This is a genomic window from Planococcus ruber (genome assembly GCF_022819085.1).
GTDB lineage: Bacteria > Bacillota > Bacilli > Bacillales_A > Planococcaceae > Planococcus > Planococcus ruber.
Map to the genome: position 1 here is coordinate 313,413 of NZ_JALHAG010000001.1, position 21,526 is coordinate 334,938.

The 21,526-nt window shown below is 45.9% G+C and carries 20 protein-coding genes; all 20 read left to right on the forward strand.

Annotation, left to right across the window (positions count from 1 at the left end; translation table 11 throughout):
- Nucleotides 1-34: 34 nt before the first annotated feature.
- Nucleotides 35-754, forward strand: coding sequence for a 30S ribosomal protein S2 (gene rpsB / locus MTR82_RS01525; RefSeq protein ID WP_052651252.1), 720 nt, complete (start codon nt 35-37; stop codon nt 752-754).
- Between the two features lie 87 nt (nt 755-841).
- The gene (gene tsf, locus MTR82_RS01530) at nt 842-1,726 is read left to right on the forward strand and encodes a translation elongation factor Ts (protein ID WP_246807468.1); all 885 of its coding nucleotides are present in this window, start codon (nt 842-844) and stop codon (nt 1,724-1,726) included.
- 76 nt (nt 1,727-1,802) lie between these two features.
- Nucleotides 1,803-2,528, forward strand: coding sequence for a UMP kinase (gene pyrH / locus MTR82_RS01535; protein WP_052651255.1), 726 nt, complete (start codon nt 1,803-1,805; stop codon nt 2,526-2,528).
- Nucleotides 2,528-3,085: a ribosome recycling factor gene (gene frr / locus MTR82_RS01540; RefSeq protein ID WP_246807469.1), complete on the forward strand. Its 558-nt coding sequence runs from the start codon at nt 2,528-2,530 to the stop codon at nt 3,083-3,085. The genes pyrH and frr overlap by 1 nt, the downstream gene beginning before the upstream one ends.
- Before the next feature lie 154 nt (nt 3,086-3,239).
- Entirely contained in the window at nt 3,240-4,031 is a 792-nt protein-coding gene (locus MTR82_RS01545; RefSeq protein WP_052651259.1) for an isoprenyl transferase, read from the forward strand.
- On the forward strand, nt 4,028-4,819 hold the full coding sequence (locus MTR82_RS01550) for a phosphatidate cytidylyltransferase (RefSeq protein ID WP_246807470.1): 792 nt from the start codon (nt 4,028-4,030) through the stop codon (nt 4,817-4,819). Before MTR82_RS01545 ends, MTR82_RS01550 begins: the two co-directional genes overlap by 4 nt.
- A gap of 16 nt (nt 4,820-4,835) precedes the next feature.
- Nucleotides 4,836-5,981, forward strand: a complete 1,146-nt coding sequence (dxr, locus tag MTR82_RS01555; RefSeq protein WP_246807471.1) for a 1-deoxy-D-xylulose-5-phosphate reductoisomerase — start codon at nt 4,836-4,838, stop codon at nt 5,979-5,981.
- 42 nt (nt 5,982-6,023) lie between these two features.
- Entirely contained in the window at nt 6,024-7,283 is a 1,260-nt protein-coding gene (gene rseP, locus MTR82_RS01560) for an RIP metalloprotease RseP (RefSeq protein ID WP_246807472.1), read from the forward strand.
- Nucleotides 7,284-7,380: 97 nt separating this feature from the next.
- The gene (locus MTR82_RS01565; RefSeq protein WP_246807473.1) at nt 7,381-9,084 is read left to right on the forward strand and encodes a proline--tRNA ligase; all 1,704 of its coding nucleotides are present in this window, start codon (nt 7,381-7,383) and stop codon (nt 9,082-9,084) included.
- Nucleotides 9,085-9,354: 270 nt separating this feature from the next.
- Nucleotides 9,355-13,662 (forward strand): PolC-type DNA polymerase III, encoded by a 4,308-nt coding sequence (locus MTR82_RS01570; protein WP_052651270.1) that lies wholly within the window; start codon nt 9,355-9,357, stop codon nt 13,660-13,662.
- Between the two features lie 124 nt (nt 13,663-13,786).
- The gene (rimP, locus tag MTR82_RS01575) at nt 13,787-14,272 is read left to right on the forward strand and encodes a ribosome maturation factor RimP (RefSeq protein WP_246807474.1); all 486 of its coding nucleotides are present in this window, start codon (nt 13,787-13,789) and stop codon (nt 14,270-14,272) included.
- 24 nt (nt 14,273-14,296) lie between these two features.
- Nucleotides 14,297-15,454: a transcription termination factor NusA gene (nusA, locus tag MTR82_RS01580; protein WP_052651274.1), complete on the forward strand. Its 1,158-nt coding sequence runs from the start codon at nt 14,297-14,299 to the stop codon at nt 15,452-15,454.
- Nucleotides 15,455-15,474: 20 nt separating this feature from the next.
- Nucleotides 15,475-15,756, forward strand: a complete 282-nt coding sequence (rnpM, locus tag MTR82_RS01585; protein WP_052651276.1) for an RNase P modulator RnpM — start codon at nt 15,475-15,477, stop codon at nt 15,754-15,756.
- Entirely contained in the window at nt 15,756-16,073 is a 318-nt protein-coding gene (locus MTR82_RS01590) for a YlxQ family RNA-binding protein (RefSeq protein ID WP_052651278.1), read from the forward strand. The genes rnpM and MTR82_RS01590 overlap by 1 nt, the downstream gene beginning before the upstream one ends.
- 4 nt (nt 16,074-16,077) lie before the next feature.
- Nucleotides 16,078-18,336: a translation initiation factor IF-2 gene (infB, locus tag MTR82_RS01595; RefSeq protein WP_246807475.1), complete on the forward strand. Its 2,259-nt coding sequence runs from the start codon at nt 16,078-16,080 to the stop codon at nt 18,334-18,336.
- Nucleotides 18,333-18,611, forward strand: a complete 279-nt coding sequence (locus MTR82_RS01600) for a DUF503 domain-containing protein (protein ID WP_052651282.1) — start codon at nt 18,333-18,335, stop codon at nt 18,609-18,611. The genes infB and MTR82_RS01600 overlap by 4 nt, the downstream gene beginning before the upstream one ends.
- 18 nt (nt 18,612-18,629) lie before the next feature.
- Nucleotides 18,630-18,983, forward strand: coding sequence for a 30S ribosome-binding factor RbfA (gene rbfA / locus MTR82_RS01605; protein ID WP_052651284.1), 354 nt, complete (start codon nt 18,630-18,632; stop codon nt 18,981-18,983).
- Nucleotides 18,984-19,160: 177 nt separating this feature from the next.
- Nucleotides 19,161-20,090 (forward strand): tRNA pseudouridine(55) synthase TruB, encoded by a 930-nt coding sequence (truB, locus tag MTR82_RS01610; RefSeq protein ID WP_279576951.1) that lies wholly within the window; start codon nt 19,161-19,163, stop codon nt 20,088-20,090.
- Nucleotide 20,091: 1 nt separating this feature from the next.
- Nucleotides 20,092-21,042 carry a riboflavin biosynthesis protein RibF gene (gene ribF / locus MTR82_RS01615; protein ID WP_246807476.1) on the forward strand — a complete coding sequence of 317 codons (951 nt, stop codon included), beginning with the start codon at nt 20,092-20,094 and terminating at the stop codon, nt 21,040-21,042.
- 137 nt (nt 21,043-21,179) lie between these two features.
- The gene (gene rpsO / locus MTR82_RS01620) at nt 21,180-21,449 is read left to right on the forward strand and encodes a 30S ribosomal protein S15 (protein WP_052651293.1); all 270 of its coding nucleotides are present in this window, start codon (nt 21,180-21,182) and stop codon (nt 21,447-21,449) included.
- Nucleotides 21,450-21,526: the final 77 nt, after the last annotated feature.

Below are 21,526 nucleotides of genomic sequence, written 5' to 3' on the forward strand. Positions count from 1 at the left end.
CGGAGGAAAAATAACCTATCAGGAGGAAACAAACATGTCAGTAATTTCTATGAAACAATTGCTTGAAGCTGGTGTACACTTCGGTCACCAGACTCGCCGTTGGAACCCGAAAATGAAAAAATATATTTTCGTTGAACGTAACGGTATCTACATCATCGACCTTCAAAAAACAGTCCGCAAATTGGAGGAAGCTTATAGCTTCATGAAACAAGTGGGCGAAGAAGGCGGTAAAGTGCTATTCGTTGGTACGAAAAAACAAGCTCAGGACGCGATCAAAGAAGAAGCAGAACGTTCTGGCAATTACTACATCAACCAACGCTGGTTGGGTGGAACACTTACTAACTTCGGTACAATCCAAAAACGTGTGAACCGTTTGAAACAAATCGAGCGCATGGAAGAAGATGGAACTTTCGAAGTTCTACCGAAAAAAGAAGTAGTTCAATTGAAAAAACAACACGAACGCCTTGTTAAATTCCTTGGCGGTATCCGTGATATGAGTTCACTTCCGGACGTAATGTTCGTAGTTGACCCACGCAAAGAGCGCATTGCAGTAGCAGAAGCAATCAAATTGAACATTCCAATCGTTGGTATCGTTGATACAAACTGCGATCCGGATGAAATCGATTATGTGATCCCTGCAAACGATGATGCAATCCGCGCGGTTAAACTTTTGACTGGTAAAATGGCTGATGCTTTGCTTGAGTCAAAACCTGAAGAAGACGAAGAAGTAGCAGCAGCTGAATCTGCTGAGTAATTCACAAGTATGACAGGTGATAAGCGGCCAAACCCACTTATCACCTTTTTTTGAGAAATCGTACACATCTTAAGGAGGAATTTAATCATGGCAGTTACAGCTCAAATGGTAAAAGAATTGCGTGAAAAAACAGGCGCAGGTATGATGGATTGCAAAAAAGCACTAGTTCAAACAGATGGCGACATCGACGCAGCAATCGATTTCCTACGTGAAAAAGGCCTTTCAAGCGCTTCTAAAAAAGCGGACAGAATCGCAGCTGAAGGGATTACTTCAATCCTGGTTCAAGGCAACGATGCGGTAATTTTCGAAGTAAACGCTGAAACAGATTTCGTAGCGAAAAACGAAGGATTCCAAACGCTTGTTAAAGAACTTGGCGAGCACTTGATCACAACGAAGCCAGCTACAATCGAAGAAGCGACTGCTTCAACGATGTCAAACGGTTCTACAGTTGCTGACCACATTTCAAATGCAATCGCTAAAATCGGCGAAAAAATCACTTTGCGCCGCTTTGAAGTACGTACGAAAACTGACGCAGACGCTTTTGGTCCTTACCTTCACATGGGCGGCCGCATTTCGGTGCTAGTTGTACTTGAAAACTCAACTGACGAAAGCGCAGCACGCGATATCGCTATGCACATTGCTGCATTAAACCCTAAATATGTATCACGCGACGAAGTTTCTGCTGAAGAAGTAGAACACGAGCGCAAAATCTTGACTGAACAAGCTCTAAACGAAGGCAAACCTGAAAACATCGTTGCGAAGATGGTAGAAGGCCGCCTTGGTAAATACTTCGAGGACGTTTGCTTGCTTGACCAAGCTTTCGTTAAAAACTCAGATCAAAAAGTACGCGATTTCGCTGCTTCAACTGGCGGAGCTGTTAAAGAATTCATCCGCTACGAAGTTGGAGAAGGCATCGAAAAACGTGAAGATAACTTTGCTGATGAAGTTATGAGCCAAGTCAACAAAAAATAATCATTTAATATGTTTTACCTGGGGAACACGTCCAAGTGTTCCCTATTTTTCAATAAAAGTGTAATGGAGGGTACCGATGAGTGTTCAACAATATAAACGCATTGTACTAAAACTAAGTGGAGAAGCGATGGCAGGCGGGCAAGGTTTCGGTTTGTCTCCTGAAATCATCAAAACGGTAGCCAGCCAAGTAAAAGAAGTGGTCGAGCTGGGTGTTGAAGTAGCGGTAGTAGTAGGCGGAGGCAACATCTGGAGAGGCAAGATCGGCTCAGAAATGGGTATGGACCGGGCAACTGCAGATTACATGGGGATGCTTGCGACAGTCATGAACTCATTGGCGCTGCAAGATTCTTTAGAAAAGCAAGGCATTGAAACGCGCGTGCTCTCTTCTATTGAAATGCGCCAAGTAGCAGAACCTTATATCCGCAGAAGAGCAATTCGCCATTTAGAGAAAAAGCGGGTTGTCATCTTTGCTGCAGGTACAGGCAATCCTTACTTCTCGACGGATACGACAGCTGCACTCCGTGCTGCCGAAATTGAAGCGGATGTGATTTTAATGGCGAAGAATAATGTGGACGGCGTTTATTCAGCTGATCCGAAAACAGATTCAACTGCCGTTAAATACGAAGAGCTTTCTTATTTTGACGTCATCCAGCAGGGGCTGCAAGTAATGGATTCTACTGCTTCTACACTTTGTATGGACAATGACATTCCACTCGTAGTATTCTCAATTATGGAAAATGGAAATATAAAACGGGCTGTTCTCGGTGAAAAAATCGGGACAGTAGTGAGGAGATCAATCTAATGCCGAAAATTGTATTGAACGATACGAAAACAAAAATGGAAAACGCCATTCAAGCTTTTTCACGTGAACTATCTTCTATCCGTGCAGGACGTGCTAACCCTTCGATCCTGAACAAACTGACAGTGGATTATTACGGAGCTCCTACACCCATCAACCAAGTAGCGGGGATTTCTGTTCCAGAAGCACGCTTAATCGTAATTCAGCCCTATGATAAAACAGTCATGGGCGATATTGAAAAAGCCATCATGAAATCCGACTTGGGCCTTAGCCCATCAAACGACGGAACGGTGATTCGCTTGGCCATCCCAGCGTTGACTGAGGAACGCCGCAAGGATTTAGTGAAACAAGTGAAAAAAGAAGCGGAAGACGCAAAAGTCGGAATCCGCAACATTCGCCGTGATGCAAATGATGATTTGAAAAAGCTCGAGAAGAAGAGCGAAATCACGGAAGACGACTTGCGCAGCTATTCTGATGACGTCCAAAAATTGACGGATTCATATATTGCGAAAATCGATGAAGTGGCTAAAGACAAAGAAAAAGAAATTTTAGAAGTCTAATCGAACTTTCACTCGTTATAAAGCGTCCTGTTTTACAGGACGCTTTTTTATGCCAAAAAATTCAAGTGCTTCGTGAAAGAAAGCGCACGAAGGCGATTTTTTTGATATGATAAGCATTAGACATGCCGATTTGTAATAGGTGGAGGATTAGATAATGTTCAATAAACTATTAAAAAGAATGGCCGATACCGCGCCGGAAAACGAAAGCCGTGCCTTGGCCGTGGCAAATGAAGAAGTGCCTGCGCATATCGCCATTATTATGGATGGGAATGGGCGCTGGGCAAAAAAGCGTTCATTGCCTAGAATAGCTGGCCACCACGAAGGAATGAAGACGGTCCGCAAAATCACAAAGCTTGCCAATCATTTAGGGGTAAGTGTTTTAACGCTGTATGCATTTTCAACAGAAAACTGGAAACGTCCTAAAATGGAAGTGGACTTTTTGATGCGTTTGCCGGAAGAGTTCTTATCGACTTTTCTTCCGGAATTGATAGAGGAAAATGTGCGAGTCGAAATGATGGGGTACCATCATAACTTGCCGTCGCACACCATCGAAGCGATACGAAAAGCAAAAGAAGCCACAAAAGACAATACCGGCCTTATTTTAAATTTTGCTTTGAACTATGGCAGCCGGGCAGAAATTGTGGATGCCGTGAAAGACATTGCCGCACAAGTCCAAGCTGGAAAATTAGCCCTAGAAGATATTACAGAAGACCACATTACAAATGGGTTGATGACGAATCAGCTTCCAGAGCCTGATTTGTTGATCCGCACAAGCGGGGAAGTCCGTTTAAGCAATTTTATGCTGTGGCAGCTGGCCTACACCGAGTTTTGGTTTACTGAAACGCTATGGCCGGATTTCGGCGAAGCGTCTTTGCTTGAAGCCATCGAGAACTATCAGCAGCGAAACCGCCGTTTTGGAGGATTGAAGGGAGAAGAAGCGAATTGAAACAACGGATCATCACCGGAATTATAGCCGCTGCCCTTTTCATTCCTTTTGTCATCATCGGCGGAATCCCGTTTATCTTGCTTACTTACGCACTTGCGACGATTGGGCTGCAAGAGCTTTTGAAAATGAAAGGCAGAACCCTTTGGAGTATTCCGGGACTCATTTCCCTTATCGCTCTTTATGCGTTCATGCTTCCTGATAAATGGGCCATCGGTTTAACGGAAATGACCGGCTACGTGAAAGTTGAAATTGCATTCTTGGCAGTTATTCTTCTGTTAATCCATACCGTAGTCGTGAAGAACAGTTTCACATTCGACGATGCGGCATTTGCGATTCTCGGGACGTTATATGTAGGAATCGGGTTTTATTACCTGATCGAAACGCGTTTGGAAGGGCTGGCGTTTGTGGTCTTCGCCCTTCTCGTGGTCTGGTTTACGGATTCAGGCGCTTATTTTACAGGCCGCAAAATCGGCAAACGCAAGCTTTGGCCGGAAATTTCGCCGAATAAAACCATCGAAGGGTTTATCGGCGGAATTGTCTGGGCGATTGCGATTGGGCTGATTTTCAACTTTTTTGTCGACCTTGAAAAACCGGTGCTTCTGATTATCGCTGTGTCGATCATCGCTTCTGTTTTTGGGCAAATGGGCGATTTGGTCGAATCCGCTTTGAAGCGCCATTTTAACGTGAAAGATTCCGGCAATATTTTGCCGGGGCATGGCGGCATACTGGATCGTTTCGACAGTATTCTATTTGTCATGCCGTTGCTTCACTTTTTGCATTTCATTTAAGAAAGGAATTAATTGAATGGGAAAAAATATCATCTTACTGGGAGCGACCGGTTCCATCGGTATGCAAACAGCAGACATCATTAGAGAACATCATACAGAATTTACGCTGCGCGGTTTTTCTGCCGGCAAAAATATTCAAGTGGTCAAACAGCTCATTCAAGAATTTCGGCCTGAAATTGTCTGTGTACAGAGAGAAGAAGATGCAACTGAACTTAGAAGAGAATTTCCTGGCGTCTCCTTTGTCTTCGGACATGCCGGATTAATCGAAACGGCTACATACGATGCGGATGTGCTGGTCAATGCAGTCATCGGCAGTGTTGGGTTGGAACCGACGTTGGAAGCCATTAAATTGGGGCGTACGATTGCCATCGCCAATAAAGAAACCTTGGTTACTGCCGGCCATCTGGTCTTGGGCAGCGCCAAAAAATACGGGGCGGATGTCTTGCCGGTAGACAGCGAGCATTCTGCTTTGTTCCAGGCTTTAAACGGGGAAAAAAGGGAGCAGGCGAGCCGCCTGATTTTAACGGCTTCCGGCGGCAGTTTCCGTGATTCGACTCGTGAAGAGCTGAAAAACGTCACCGTCAAAGAAGCATTGAACCACCCGAACTGGTCCATGGGCGCAAAAATCACCATCGATTCGGCAACCATGATCAATAAAGGGCTCGAGGTGATTGAAGCCCATGTATTGTTCGACTTTCCGTATGCAGATATTGCCGTTTTGCTGCACCGGGAAAGCATCATCCATTCGATGGTCGAGTTCCAAGATACGAGTGTCATCGCACAACTCGGAACGCCGGATATGCGGGTGCCGATCCAGTATGCCCTTTCCTACCCGGACCGGTTGCCGCGTCCGGAGGCAAAGCGCTTAAACTTGGCCGAACTTGGGAAATTGCATTTCCGTGAAATGGACTTTGAGCGCTTCCACGCACTGAAACTTGCTTTTGATGCGGGCAAAACAGGCGGCACGATGACCACCGTATTAAATGCGGCAAACGAACAGGCAGTCGCCATGTTTTTAAATGAAGAAATCAAGTTTCTCCAAATTGAAGAATTGATTGAACGCGCAATGGACCATCATGAAGTCATCTCTGCACCAGATTTGGAAACGATCCTGCACGTCGATGCTGAAACAAGAAAATCCGTTAAAAACATGCTAAAATAGCTAAAGATTAAAACCGGAAACGGTTTATAAGGATGGGTTTATATGGAAACAGTATTATCGTTTATCATAATTTTCGGTGCTTTAGTATTTTTTCATGAATTGGGGCATTTCCTTTTTGCGAAGCGTGCTGGCATCCTGGTCCGTGAATTTGCGATAGGCATGGGCCCTAAAATTCTTGGCATCACGAAAGGTGAAACCATTTATACGGTCCGGCTTTTGCCGATAGGCGGCTATGTCCGTATGGCTGGAGAAGACTTGGATACGATTCAGATTCAGGCTGGTCACCGCATTGGCGTTTTGCTTAATGCAGACGGCAAAGCCCAAAAAGTGATCATGAACCAAAAGACGATGTATCCGGATATTTTATTGCTGGAAGTCGAAGAAGCCGATTTGGAAAAAGAGCTTTACATTAAAGGATACGACGAAGAAGAGAAATTCGTCCGCATCGAAGTGGCCCGCGATGCAGTTGTCGAAGAAAACGGCAAAGAAATCGTCTTGGCGCCATATGACCGCCAATTTGATTCAAAAAGCATTGGCCACCGTTTTATGACCATTTTTGCAGGTCCGTTATTTAACTTTATCCTGGCATTCTTCATTTTCTCGGCACTCGGGATGATGCAGGGAATTCCAACGAATGAACCGATCATTACGGAAGTGACGGAAGACAGCCCAGCTGCTGAAGCCGGCATGCAAAACGGGGATTTAGTGACGAATATCGACGGCAAAGCGATTGCGAATTGGGATGAGCTGGTAGCGATTGTCCAAGATAATGCAGGCAATCCATTGCCATTCCAAGTAGAGCGCGGCAAAGAACAACTGAATTTCACGATTACTCCTGAAGTTTCTGAACAATCTCCCGAAGAAATCGGCGTTATCGGTGTTCTATACCAAAGCCCGTTCGAGAAAGATTTTCTAGGCTCCTTCGTATACGGGGCAGAACGGACAGTGTTCTGGTTCCAGGAAATTTTCCGTTTGCTTGGGATGCTGGTGACCGGGCAATTTACCATTGACGCCCTCTCAGGCCCAGTCGGCATTTACAAAACGACAGAAGAAGTAGCGAAATACGGTATTTTCACGTTAATGAGTTGGGCAGGGATGCTCAGCATCAACTTGGGAATCATGAACTTGCTTCCGTTGCCGGCATTGGACGGTGGACGTTTGATGTTCTTTATCATTGAAGCGTTGAGAGGCAAACCGGTAGACCGCCAAAAAGAAGGGATGGTCCATTTTGTCGGAATCATGCTTCTCATGGTCCTGATGATTGTGGTTACCTGGAATGATATTCAAAAATTCTTCTTTTAAATAGAAAAGCGACATAGGTTCAAGGAGTTGTGCAGCTGGAGTCTGGATAATTCCATCTTTTATTAAAAATTCATAGTCAGTTGAGGTGTATTTTGGAATGAAACAATCAGCAACTTTTATCCCTACATTAAGAGAAACGCCAGCAGATGCCGATGTGAAATCGCATCAGTTATTATTAAGAGCAGGCTTTATCCGCCAAAACACAAGTGGAATCTATTCCTTCTTGCCGATGGGCAAACGGGTTCTGCAAAAAGTGGAAACGATCATCCGCGAAGAAATGGAAGCTGCCAACAGTGTAGAAGTCTTTCTACCGGCTTTGCAGCAAGCAGAACTTTGGCAGGAAACGGGCCGCTGGTATTCCTACGGCGACGAATTGATGAGATTGACTGACCGCAACAACCGTGAATTTGCACTGGGTGCGACGCATGAAGAAGTCATTACGAGCCTATTGCGCGACGAAATCAAATCCTATAAAAAATTGCCCTTGAATCTTTTCCAGATCCAATCAAAATTCCGTGATGAGAAGCGTCCGCGTTTCGGTCTGCTTCGCGGCCGTGAGTTCTTAATGAAAGATGCGTATTCGTTCCATGCAACGAAAGAAAGCCTTGATGAGACGTATGAGGTGATGATGCAGGCTTATACCAATATCTTCACGCGGCTCGGCTTGAATTTCCGTGCAGTTATTGCGGATTCAGGCGCCATTGGAGGAAAAGACAACCATGAATTCATGGTTCTTTCTGAAATTGGCGAAGATACGATTGCATATTCGGACTCATCTTCTTATGCAGCCAATATCGAAATGGCGGCTGTGAACATGGAGTATCCAAAATCAGAAGAAGCAGTGAAAGAAATGGAAAAAGTGCCAACGCCGGATCAGAAAACGATTGCGGAAGTCTCAGCTTTCTTAAACGTTTCACAAGAAAAATGCATTAAGACGTTGGTGTTCAAAGCAGATGAAGATTTTGTCGTCGTGCTCTCACGCGGCGACCACGAAATCAACGATGTCAAAGTGAAACATGCAACTGGGGCAACGGTCGCCGAAATGGCGACTCCGGAAGAAGTAAAGGAATTGCTGAATTGTGAAATCGGCTCTCTTGGGCCAATCCAATTGCCTGCTTCCATCCGTGTATTTGCAGACAATGCCGTTAAATCGATTGTGAACGGGGTAACGGGAGCGAACGAAGAAGGCTTCCACTACATTAACGTAAATCCGGAAAAAGATTTTGCAGTTGAAGCATTTGCGGATCTCCGCTTTGTCCAAGAAGGGGACCAGTCTCCAGACGGCCAAGGTACGATCCGTTTTGCAAAAGGAATTGAAGTGGGCCATATCTTCAAACTGGGAACGCGGTACAGTGAAGATATGAAAGCGACATTCCTGAATGATCAGGGAAGAGCAACGCCTTACATTATGGGCTGCTACGGCATCGGCGTATCGCGTGTAGTGGCAGCAATCGCCGAGCAATTCCAAGACGACAGCGGCTTCACTTGGCCGGATGCAGTTGCTCCGTATGAAGTCCACTTGGTTCCTGTCAATATGAAGGATGAAACGCAGCGCACGCTCGGAGAAGAGCTGCACGAACTTTTGAAGTCGAACCGCTACGAAGTGCTGCTGGATGACCGCAATGAACGTGCCGGTGTGAAATTTGCCGACGCCGATTTGATTGGGATTCCTCTTCGCATAACGATCGGCAAGAAAGCGGCAGAAGGAATTTTAGAAGTGAAAGATCGCCGTACTGGCGACACATTCGAGTGGAATCGCGAAGAATTATTGGAGCAAGTGCAGCAATTCTTTAAAAAATAATCTCTAAATCTGATATGATTAAAGGAAAGTACTTAGGTGCTTTCCTTTCTTTATTTTCACCCGAAATAATGAAATTTCAGTTTCTTGAAAAGTTGTTTGGAAGTCAATCCGTTCAAGAATGAAAGAATCGATTAACTTGCCAGCTACACAAAGCGGCTAAGTATTAGATATCGGAAGAAGCTGTGGACAACAGAGGTTTTCCAGGAAATCAGCATTTATAAAAGACTCGTTTATAGATCTTGGGAATACATTTTAACGAAGGGGATAGTTATGACAAACCAGCAAGATTCAAAGATGCGCTTCAAGCTACTTCTTCAGCATCTCGACCTTATAGAAGATGTACATATGCCATATTTTGAGGGAGCGGAATTAACCCGGATGACTGTCCATAAGAAAGAGCGGACATGGCGGTTTTTGATCAAAGTCAAACAAGTATTGCCGCTTGAATTATTCTTATTGTTGAAAGAGCGCCTGCATACGACATTTTCAAGCATCGCTCATATCCAATTGAATATTCAAAGTGAAACGGCTAATGCAGACGGCGATTTGGTGACTGAGTATTGGAGATATGTCGTGGAAGAATTCTCTGACATGGCACCGCCGCTGCGGGATCAGCTTTTGTCTCAAGTTCCGGAATGGAGCGGTTCCAAGCTGATGCTTTGCTGCAGCCATGAACATGAAATGATGGCGTTGAAATCCAAATACACGGAAAAGTTGGCTGCAGTATACCAGCAGTTCGGCTTCCCGCGCATTGGCATCGATTTCCAATTGGCAGAAGGCGATCAGGAAGCTGCCCATCTCGCCTTTATGGAACAGCGCAAAATTGAAGAAGAAGAAATGGCGAAAAAAGCGCTCGCCGATATGAAGAAACGTGAAACGGACCGGGCAGACAACGGAGTGCCTGCAGGGCCATTCCAAATGGGTACGGCAATCAAACCGGATGAAGCCATTTCCGATATTAAATCAATCGTTGATGAAGAACGCCGAGTAACGATTGAAGGCTACGTCTTTGACGTGGAAGTCCGTGAACTTCGAAGCGGCCGTTCGCTTCTGACCGTCAAAATGACCGATTACACCGATTCGATTCTTGTGAAGATGTTCTCGCGCGACAAGGAAGACGCAGCGTTGATGGCCAGCCTGAAAAAAGGCATGTGGCTGAGAGCGCGCGGCTCGATCCAAATGGATACGTTCGTCCGTGATTTGGTCATGATGGCTCAGGACATGGCAGAAATCAAACCGGATTTCCGGAAAGATACTGCAGAACAAAAACGGGTGGAATTGCACCTTCATACGCCGATGAGCGCTATGGATGCTGTTTCCTCGGTGGACTCTTTAGTAGCGCAAGCGGCTAAATGGGGGCATCCTGCGATTGCAATTACGGACCACGCGGGCGTTCAATCGTTTCCGGATGCCTACGCAGCAAGCAAAAAGCATGGCATCAAAGCGATATTCGGGTTGGAGGCCAACTTGGTGGACGATGGTGTACCGATTGCCTACGAAGAGCGCCATGCCCTATTAGAAGATGAAACCTTTGTGGTCTTTGACTTGGAGACCACAGGCCTGTCAGCGGTTTACGACACGATCATCGAACTCGCCGCTGTAAAAATCAAAGGCGGACAAATCATCGATAAATTCGAGAGCTTTGCCAATCCGCACCATGAATTGTCAGCCACGACGATCGATTTGACAGGCATTACGGATGACATGGTAAAAAATGCGCCGGAAGTTGAAGAAGTGATCCGCAAATACCACGAATGGGCCGGCGACCATATCATGGTTGCCCACAACGCTTCCTTTGATATGGGCTTCCTCTATGTCAGCTATAAAAAATATGGCATTGAGACCAAACATGCCACAATCGATACATTGGAACTTGCCCGCATGCTGCATCCCGAATTGAAAAATCACCGCTTGAATACATTGGCGAAAAAATTCGGCATCGAACTCACCCAGCATCACCGGGCCATTTATGATACAGAAGCGACATCTTATTTATTGACGCACCTGTTGAAAGAAGCCCATCAAAAAGGGATTCTTTACCATGACGAGCTCAATGATTATGTGGGCGGGGGAGATTCGTATAAACGTTCGCGGCCGACGCATTGCACATTGCTTGCGCAAAATGACGAAGGCTTGAAAAATCTGTTTAAATTGGTGTCCGCTTCGCATATCGATTATTTTTACCGCGTGCCGCGCATCCCGCGTTCGCTGCTGCAGCGCCACCGAAAAGGATTATTGGTCGGCTCGGGCTGCGACAAAGGCGAAGTATTTGAAGCGGTCATGCAGAAATCGATGGAGGAAGTCGAGCAGACAGCGAAGTTCTATGATTACCTGGAAGTTCATCCGAAAGAAGTTTACTCGCATTTAATCGAACGCGAATTGATCCGGGATGAGTGGAATTTGGAAGACGTCATCCGCAAATTGGTGAAAGTCAGCAAAAAGCTTGAAATTCCGCTCGTTGCAACAGGCAATGTCCATTATTTAAATGAAAACGATGCGATCTTCAGACAAGTGCTGATCGGTTCCCAGGGTGGAGCCAATCCGCTGAATCGCCATAAATTGCCGAAAGTCCATTTCCGTACAACAACTGAAATGCTGGATGCTTTTGAATTTCTTGGCACTGAAACTGCGCATGAAATCGTCGTTGAAAATTCAAATCGCATTGCAGATATGATTGATACGGTCAAACCGATCAAAGACGACTTGTATACACCGAAAATTGAAGGCGCAGATGAAGAGGTCCGTGAATTGAGCTATAATATGGCCCATAAAATCTACGGCGAAAAGCTGCCTGAAATTGTCGAAGCCCGAATTGAAAAAGAATTAAAATCCATCATCGGACACGGTTTTGCGGTCATCTATTTGATTTCCCATAAACTGGTGAAAAAATCTTTGGACGACGGTTATTTGGTCGGTTCGCGGGGGTCGGTCGGTTCGTCGCTGGTCGCAACACTCACGGAAATTACGGAAGTCAATCCGTTGCCGCCGCACTATATTTGTTCGAAATGCCAGAAGTCGGAGTTTTTTGATGACGGATCCGTTGGATCCGGATTTGATTTGCCGGACAAACTCTGCCCGGATTGCAACATCCCTTTCCAAAAAGAAGGGCAGGACATTCCATTTGAAACGTTCTTAGGCTTTAAAGGGGACAAGGTTCCCGATATCGATTTGAACTTCAGTGGCGACTACCAGGCACGGGCCCACAACTACACGAAAGAATTATTCGGGGAAGACAATGTATTCCGAGCGGGTACGATTGGTACAGTCGCAGAAAAAACCGCTTACGGCTATGTCCGCGGCTATGCCAATGACCGGGACATGACGCTTCGCGGAGCTGAAATCGATCGGCTCGTGCAGGGATGTTCAGGCGTTAAGCGAAGTACAGGGCAGCACCCAGGGGGGATAATTGTTGTTCCGGACTATATGGACATTTACGATTTCTCGCCGATCCAGTTCCCGGCGGATGCACAGGATTCAGAATGGAAAACGACGCATTTCGACTTCCATTCCATCCATGATAATTTGCTGAAGCTGGATATTCTGGGCCACGATGATCCGACGGTGATCCGCATGCTGCAAGATCTATCCGGCATTGATCCAAAAACGATCCCGACGGATGATCCGGAAGTGATGAAAATCTTTTCAGGAGTAGAATCGCTTGGTGTAACGGAAAAGCAAATCGGCTGTAAAACCGGAACGCTCGGCATTCCGGAATTTGGTACCCGTTTCGTTCGCCAGATGCTTGAAGAAACGAAACCGACGACATTCTCGGAACTGGTTCAGATTTCCGGCTTGTCGCACGGGACGGATGTTTGGCTCAGCAATGCACAAGAGCTAATCCAAAACGGGACTTGCCAATTATCGGATGTAATCGGCTGCCGGGATGATATCATGGTTTATTTGATCTACCAAGGGCTTGAATCTTCTTTGGCTTTTAAAATTATGGAATCGGTCCGTAAAGGTAAAGGGCTGACACCGGAAATGGAAGAAGCAATGAAAAAAGAAGGCGTGCCGAACTGGTATATTGAGTCGTGCAAAAAGATCAAATACATGTTCCCGAAAGCCCACGCCGCGGCTTATGTATTGATGGCTGTTCGGATCGCTTATTTCAAAGTGCATTTTCCGATCCTCTACTACGCAGCGTACTTTACGGTGCGCGCTGAAGATTTTGATGTCAATGCCATGGCGAAAGGTTCTTCTTCCATCCGTGCACGGGTAGAGGAAATCAACTCAAAAGGCTTAGAGGCGTCGACAAAAGAGAAAAACTTGATGACGGTTATGGAACTTGCGCTGGAGATGGTGGAACGCGGATTTACTTTCCAGAAAGTCGATTTGTATAAATCGAAAGCGGATGAATTCATCATTGATGGAACGTCATTGATCCCGCCGTTCAATGCCATTCCCGGGCTCGGGACAAACGCTGCCAAATCGATTGTCGCCGCTCGGGAACATGGGACATTCCTGTCAAAAGAAGATCTTCAGCAGCGAGGCCGTGTGTCTAAGACGATCATTGAATACATGGACGACCATGGCTGCCTTGAAGGAATGCCTGATGCAAACCAGCTGTCGCTCTTCTAGGCATTTGCACCATTCCGATCATTATGGTATTATTGTAGTAACATTTACTGATAGCTCTGTCGCAGAAGAGTGGGATCTCCCGCTCTTTTCTGTTGTTATGGCATAAATTTGGCAGGAGGCACGTATGAGCAAAATTACAGAACAAATTGAACAACTCGCAATGCCCATCATCGAAGAACTGAATTTGGAACTCGTGGATGTGGAATTTGTAAAGGAAGGCCGCAGCTGGTTTTTACGGGTGTTTGTCGACAATCCGGAAGCGCCGATCGATATTGAACAGTGTGCAGTGGTCAGTGAAAAACTAAGTGAAATTATAGATGAAATCGATCCGATCGAGCAGAATTACTTCTTGGAAGTTTCTTCTCCGGGGGCGGAGCGTCCGTTAAAGAAAGACAAGGACTTCGACATGGCCATCGGGAAATTCATCTATATCAAAACGTATGAACCCGTTGAAGATGCAAAAGAATTCGAAGGATATTTGCTGTCGTATAATGAAGAACAAGTAGAAATTGAAATCAAAATCAAAACACGCAGAAAAACAATTGTGATTCCACGGGAAAAAATTGCCGTCATCCGTTTGGCAATTGACTTTTCTGTGAAACCTGATTGAAGAAACTTGGGAGTGAATTGACTAATGGCTAAAAGCAAGAAAACAAGCAAAAACAGCAGCAATGAGCTGCTAGAAGCATTGGATGCTTTGGAAAAACAAAAAGGGATTTCAAGAGAAGTGCTGATTGAAGCGATTGAAGCTGCTTTAGTGACAGCATACAAACGCAATTTCAACCAGGCGCAGAATGTTCGCGTAGATTTGAACTTGGGAACAGGTACGATGCTCGTCTATTCACGCAAAGATGTCATGGAAGATGTGGAAGATGACCGTCTGCAAATTTCGCTTGAAGATGCAAAGGCGATCAACCCAGCCTATGAGCTTGGAGATGTTGTAGAGGAAGAAGTGACGCCTCGTGATTTCGGCCGCATTGCTGCCCAAACCGCGAAACAAGTCGTGACTCAGCGCGTACGCGAAGCGGAGCGCGGATTGATTTTCGAAGAATTCGTTGACCGTGCCGATGATATCGTCAACGGCATTGTGGAGCGCATGGATGCCCGCAATCTTTATGTTGGCCTTGGAAAAGTAGAAGCGGTGCTTCCTCAGACGGAACAAATGCCGAATGAATCTTACCAGCCTCATGACCGCATCAAAGTCTACATCACGAAAGTTGAGCGTACAACACGCGGACCGCAAGTATTTGTGTCCCGTACACATCCGGGCCTTCTTCGCCGTTTGTTTGAAAACGAAGTTCCGGAAATTTTCGAAGGAATTGTCGAGATCAAATCTATCGCACGCGAAGCGGGTGACCGTTCGAAAATTTCGGTTGTCGCACACCGTGAAGACATCGATCCTGTAGGATCATGTGTCGGAGCAAAAGGTGCACGCGTCCAAACGATTGTCAACGAATTAAGCGGAGAGAAAATCGATATCGTGGAATGGTCGGAAGAGCCGGTTGTTTTTGTGGCCAATGCGCTTAGCCCTTCCAAAGTTTTGGATGTCCAAGTCAATGAAGAAGATAAATCGACAACAGTAGTAGTACCGGATTACCAGCTTTCACTGGCAATCGGCAAACGCGGTCAAAACGCACGCTTAGCTGCGAAATTGACAGGCTGGAAAATCGATATCAAGAGTGAGACGGATGCCCGTGAACTCGGAATCTATCCGAATGAAAACTCATCAATCGAGTTGGTCGAATCTGGTGAAGAATTAGACGACTTCGATTTCTACAACGAAGAAGAATAAGAAAGAAAAGGTGATGTCGGTTGGCTCTGCAAAAGAAAATTCCACTTCGGAAGTGTGTAGCTACAGGCGAGATGCATCCTAAAAAAGAAATGATTCGCGTTGTCCGCACAAAAGAAGGCGAAGTGTTTGTCGACTTGACGGGCAAGAAATCAGGCCGGGGCGCATACGTTTCCAAATCGGAAGACGCGATCGCCTTGGCGCAGAAAAAGAAAGTTTTGGACAATCAATTGGAAGTTAAAGTTCCAGCTGAAATTTACGACGAATTAATTCGCGTTGTCCGCAGAGAGCAGTTGAAAAAATAATGAATGATCAAAAAATCCTGCAATTACTAGGATTGGCGACTCGTGCACGCATGACCACCACTGGGGAGGAAATGGCCGTAAACGAAGTCCGCAACGGAAACGCAAAATTAATCATATTGGCTGAAGATGCTTCAGACAATACAAGCAAGAAGTTGCATGATAAATGCAAATCATATGATGTCGAGATTCGAGTATTCGGAACACGTTTCGAACTTGGACATGCAATCGGCAAAGAAGAACGAGTAGTGATTGCAATCACGGATTCAGGATTTGCCAAAAAACTGATAAGCTTGTTCGACGAAAAAAACCGGGGGTGAGCAGATGACCAAAATTCGAGTACATGAATACGCTAAAAAAGTAGACAAACCGAGCAAAGAAATTATTGACCAGTTGTCAAAGCTAAATATTGAAGTGGCCAACCATATGGCGACATTAGAGGACAACGCTGTTTCCAAATTGGACGGCATTTACAAAAAATCTGCACAAGGGCAGCGCATGCAAACGCAAACCCGCCAGCAGCATGCACAAAAAAGTCCACAAGGCGGTCAAGGATCCCGTCCTCAGGGGGGGCAAAGTGGTTCGCGTCCATCCGGACAAGGCCAGTCTCGCCCGCAAGGCGGCGGCCAAACCCGTCCACAAAGCGGCCAGGGGCAAAACAAACCGGCAGCGAGAGGCTCTAACTTTACGCCAAAAGCTGCAAAACCGACTGCAGGACCAGGACAGCGCAACTCAAACCGTCCAGGCGGCGGAAACCGCAACCGCAACAAAGGAAAGCAGCAGCGCCCAGCAAACCCGATGCCGCCAATGCCTAAAAAAGAAAAAGAACTTCCAGCTAAAATTACGTTCTCTGAATCGTTGACAGTTGGTGAATTAGCGAAAAAATTAGGCCGCGAGCCTTCTGAAATCATCAAAAAATTATTCATGCTTGGCGTTATGGCTACCATTAACCAAGAACTGGATAAAGATGCGATCGAATTGATCTGTGCAGAATACGAAGTGGAAGTGGAAGAAGAAATCATCGTTGATAAATCTGACTTGGAAGTTTACTTCGAAGCAGAAGATGAAACGTTGAATGAAGAGCGTCCGCCAGTTGTTACCATCATGGGCCACGTTGACCATGGTAAAACTACATTGCTGGATTCAATCCGCCATACGAAAGTGACTGCAGGCGAAGCCGGCGGGATCACCCAGCATATCGGTGCATACCAAGTAGTGGAAAATGGCAAGAAAATCACCTTCCTTGATACGCCAGGGCACGCTGCATTTACAACAATGCGCGCGCGCGGAGCGAAAGTTACCGACCTTGCGATTATCGTAGTAGCCGCAGATGATGGTGTAATGCCGCAGACGGTGGAAGCGATCAACCATGCGAAAGCTGCAGAAGTGCCGATCATCATCGCAGTCAACAAAATGGATAAGCCAAGCGCTAATCCGGACCGCGTCATGCAAGAATTGACCGAGCATGGCTTAGTTCCGGAAGCATGGGGCGGAGACACGATTTTCGTACCGCTTTCTGCTTTGAAAGGCGAAGGGATCGATACGCTGCTTGAAATGATCTTGCTCGTTTCTGAGGTAGGAGAATTAAAAGCGAATCCAGCACGCCGTGCTATCGGTACGGTAATTGAAGCGGAACTTGATAAAGGCCGCGGACCTGTTGCCACTTTGCTCGTCCAAGATGGAACATTGAACGTCGGAGACCCGATTGTTGTCGGCAATACTTACGGACGCGTCCGTGCGATGGTCAATGATATTGGCCGCCGCGTAAAAGATGCCGGCCCGTCAACTCCAGTTGAAATTACGGGATTAAACGATGTGCCTCAAGCAGGAGACCGCTTTGTGGTGTTCGAAGATGAGAAAACGGCTCGCCAGGTCGGTGAAACCCGTGCAACTTCTGCACTTCAAGTACAGCGTTCTGAAAAAACACGCGTTACCCTCGACAATTTGTTTGATCAGTTGAAGCAAGGGGAAATGAAAGAATTGAACCTTATTGTGAAAGCTGACGTTCAAGGCGCAGTTGAAGCGATGGCTGCATCTCTTATGAAAATTGATGTTGAAGGTGTAAATGTAAAAATTATCCACACTGGCGCCGGTGCTATTACCGAATCTGATATTTCATTGGCCGCTGCTTCAAACGCAATCGTTATCGGCTTCAACGTCCGTCCGGATGTGAATGCAAAACGTGCTGCAGAAGCTGAAGGTGTAGATATTCGCTTGCACCGTATCATTTATAAAGTAATTGAAGAGATTGAATTTGCCATGAAAGGTTTGCTTGATCCTGAATTTGAGGAAAAAGTCATAGGCCAAGCGGAAATCCGCAGCACGTTTAAAGTCTCTAAAGTCGGAACGATTGCCGGAAGCTATGTAATCGACGGCAAAATTACGCGCGACAGCGGCGTTCGAGTCATTCGTGAAGGAATTGTCGTTTTCGAAGGTGAAATCGATACATTGAAACGATTCAAAGACGACGCTAAAGAAGTAGCTAAAGGCTACGAATGCGGGATCACGATTAAAAACTTCAACGATGTAAAAGAAAATGACATTATTGAAGCCTTCGTAATGGAAGAAATCGAACGCAAATGATCCTCTACATGGAATGTGAATTCTTCATTCCGGTTGCGCATTCGTTAAAAGAAAAACGGGCGGTCCTGAAAAGCATGCTGACCCGTTCCAAGCAGAAATTCAACGTTTCAGCGGCAGAGATTGACCACCAGAATGTATGGCAGCGCACGCGCCTGGCCTTTGTTACCGTCGCTTCCTCGAAAGAAGTGGCAGATAAAGAAATGGCGCAAGTGCTCTATTATCTGGAAAGCAATCCTGCATGGGAATGTCTTGAAGTTCATCAAGAATATTTGTGAGAACGAGGTGAATAATCAATGACAATGCGCTCTAATCGTGTAGGCGAGCAAATGAAAAAAGAACTTAGCGATATTATCGGCCGCAAACTGAAAGACCCGAGAATCGGCTTTGTTACGGTAACGGACGTAGAAGTAACCGGGGACTTGCAGCAAGCGACGGTTTATATCTCTGTACTAGGCGATGAAAAAACAAAAGAACAGACTTTGCTGGGGCTGTCGAAGTCGAAAGGGTTTATTCGGTCGGAAATCGGCCAACGGATTCGCCTGCGCAAAACGCCTGAGCTCGCTTTTGAATTCGATACATCTGTTGCATACGGAAATCGGATTGATTCACTTTTGCGTGATATTCAAGAGCCAAAAGAAGACCAATAAGGATTTCATTGATTTCTAGTGCATTAGCGGCAAATCAGTGCAAGTTCAACGTTGCCGGCGACCGTCCCTTTTATAGCAGAAGGGAAAATCTGGCCGTCCAAGCTTAGTAAAAGCCTGCTGTCTACTATTAGATAAGCAGGCTTTTTTTATACATATTGAAAAAGGGGTTGGCAAGGAATGGCTATTAACGGAGTGCTTCCGCTATGGAAAGAAAAAGGCATGACTTCGCACGATTGCGTTTTTAAATTAAGAAAAATCCTGAAAACAAAAAAAGTCGGACATACAGGAACATTGGATCCTGAAGTCGACGGCGTGCTGCCGATCTGCATCGGAGGAGCCACTAAAGTGGCTGAATACATCACCGACCAAGGCAAAACGTATGAGGCGGAAGTAACGATCGGCTTTTCGACCGAAACAGAAGATGCGACTGGCGCCATTGTAGAATCGGACCTTTCTGAAAAGGCGGTTACGCGGAAACAATTGCTGGAAGCACTGGAAGCCTTGACGGGTGAAATTACGCAAATTCCACCAATGTATTCCGCTGTGAAAGTGAATGGGAAAAAGTTGTATGAATACGCGCGGCAGGGCATTCCTGTTGAGCGGCCGAAACGCACTGTCCGCATCGACTCCATTGAATTGCTAAGCGACGAGGAGCAATGGAGCGGCCAAGAGCTGAAATTTTCAATCCGCATCCGATGCGGCAAAGGGACGTATATCCGGACATTGGCTGTTCAAATAGGGGAAAAGCTCGGCTACCCGGCGCATATGTCGAAACTCACGCGTACGGCTTCTGGAAAATTTGATGCGAGAGACTGCAAAACACTTGCCGAAGTGGAGGAACTTGCTCAAAATGGAGCTATCGGCACAATTTTGAAACCGTTGAGTTACGGGCTTAGCAGCTTTCCATTTTTTGAAATCGACCGCAAAGATCTTTTTGCGATTAAAAATGGGCAGGTTCTAGACCGCCATCCGCTCATGGCAGAACATGAATTCCTGGTGTTCACAGTCGGAGGCGAGCCGCTTGCACTTTATAAGCGGCACCCGGAAAAAGCGGACAAGATGAAGCCTGAAAAAATGTTCGGTTCTCCGAAGATGGACGAGGTGTAAGATGGAAATCATTCATTTAAGTTATCCCAATCATATTGAACCGGAGGCGCCCTTCGGTCCGATTTCACTCGCGCTTGGATTTTTTGACGGCGTACATAGAGGGCATCAGCGTGTAATCGGCGAAGCAATAGCCCAAGCGAAAAAATTAAACATCAAGTCGGCGGTCATGACATTCGATCCGCACCCTTCCGTAGTTCTCGGCGGCAGGAAAGAAGAAGTATTTTACATCACGCCGCTGCAAAAGAAAATGGAAATTCTCGAATCGATGAACGTGGACATTTGTTTTATTGTGCGGTTCACATCTGATTTTGCCCAGCTGAGCCCCGATGAATTTATTGAGCATTTCATCAAAGGGCTGAATGTGGTCCACGTTACTGCCGGATTTGACTATTCGTTCGGCAGTAAAGGGAAAGGCAATATGGAGACGATGCAGCAAAAAGGCGAAGGTTTCTTTGCAGTTACGACCATCGAAAAACAAATCGAAGCTGATGAGAAAATCAGTTCGACACGCATCCGCAGTTTGCTGAAAACGGGAGATGTCAAAGAAGTGAGCGGGCTGCTTGGCCGGCCGTACCGAATTTCCGGCACCGTTGTGAACGGCGATAAGCGCGGGAGAACCATCGGATTTCCGACGGCCAACGTCGAACCGGAAATCGGCACTTTTGTACCCGGACGCGGCGTTTACGCGGTGAGAATCCGCGTTCAAGGCCAGTTTTATAACGGCGTATGCAATGTCGGCTATAAACCGACTTTCAATAATCCGGATATTAAGAAAAATACCATTGAAGTCTATATCATCGATTTCGATCGGAATATTTACGGCGAGATGGTGGATGTCGACTGGTTGCTGCGCATTCGCGATGAACAGAAATTCTCGGGCATTGATGAACTGAAGGTGCAAATCCAGAAAGACAAAGAAACGGCGATTGCGTATTTTGCTGAGGGGAAATAAGACGCATAGTTGATTTTGAAAATGTCTTATGCTATCATTACAAAGTACTGAAAACGTACGAACCGTTGCTTGGCAAATCGAATCACCAACGTTTGCTCGGTAATAGGGGATATCAGAAATTAGGAGGTGGAAACAGTATGGCAATCACTCAAGAACGTAAAAATGAATTGATCAATGAATACAAAGTGCATGACACGGATACTGGGTCTGCAGAAATTCAAATCGCCATTCTTACAGAAGACATCAACAACTTGAACGAACACTTGCGTACTCACAAGAAAGATCACCACTCACGTCGTGGTCTATTCAAAATGGTAGGTCGCCGTCGCAACTTGCTTAAATACTTGCGCGAGAACGATGTAGCACGCTACCGCGAGCTTATCTCAAAATTAGGCTTACGCCGATAATAGCAATTAGTAAAAGCGGGATTCGTCCCGCTTTTTCTTTATGGATAAAATTTATCTCATTCAATCGCACTCCGATT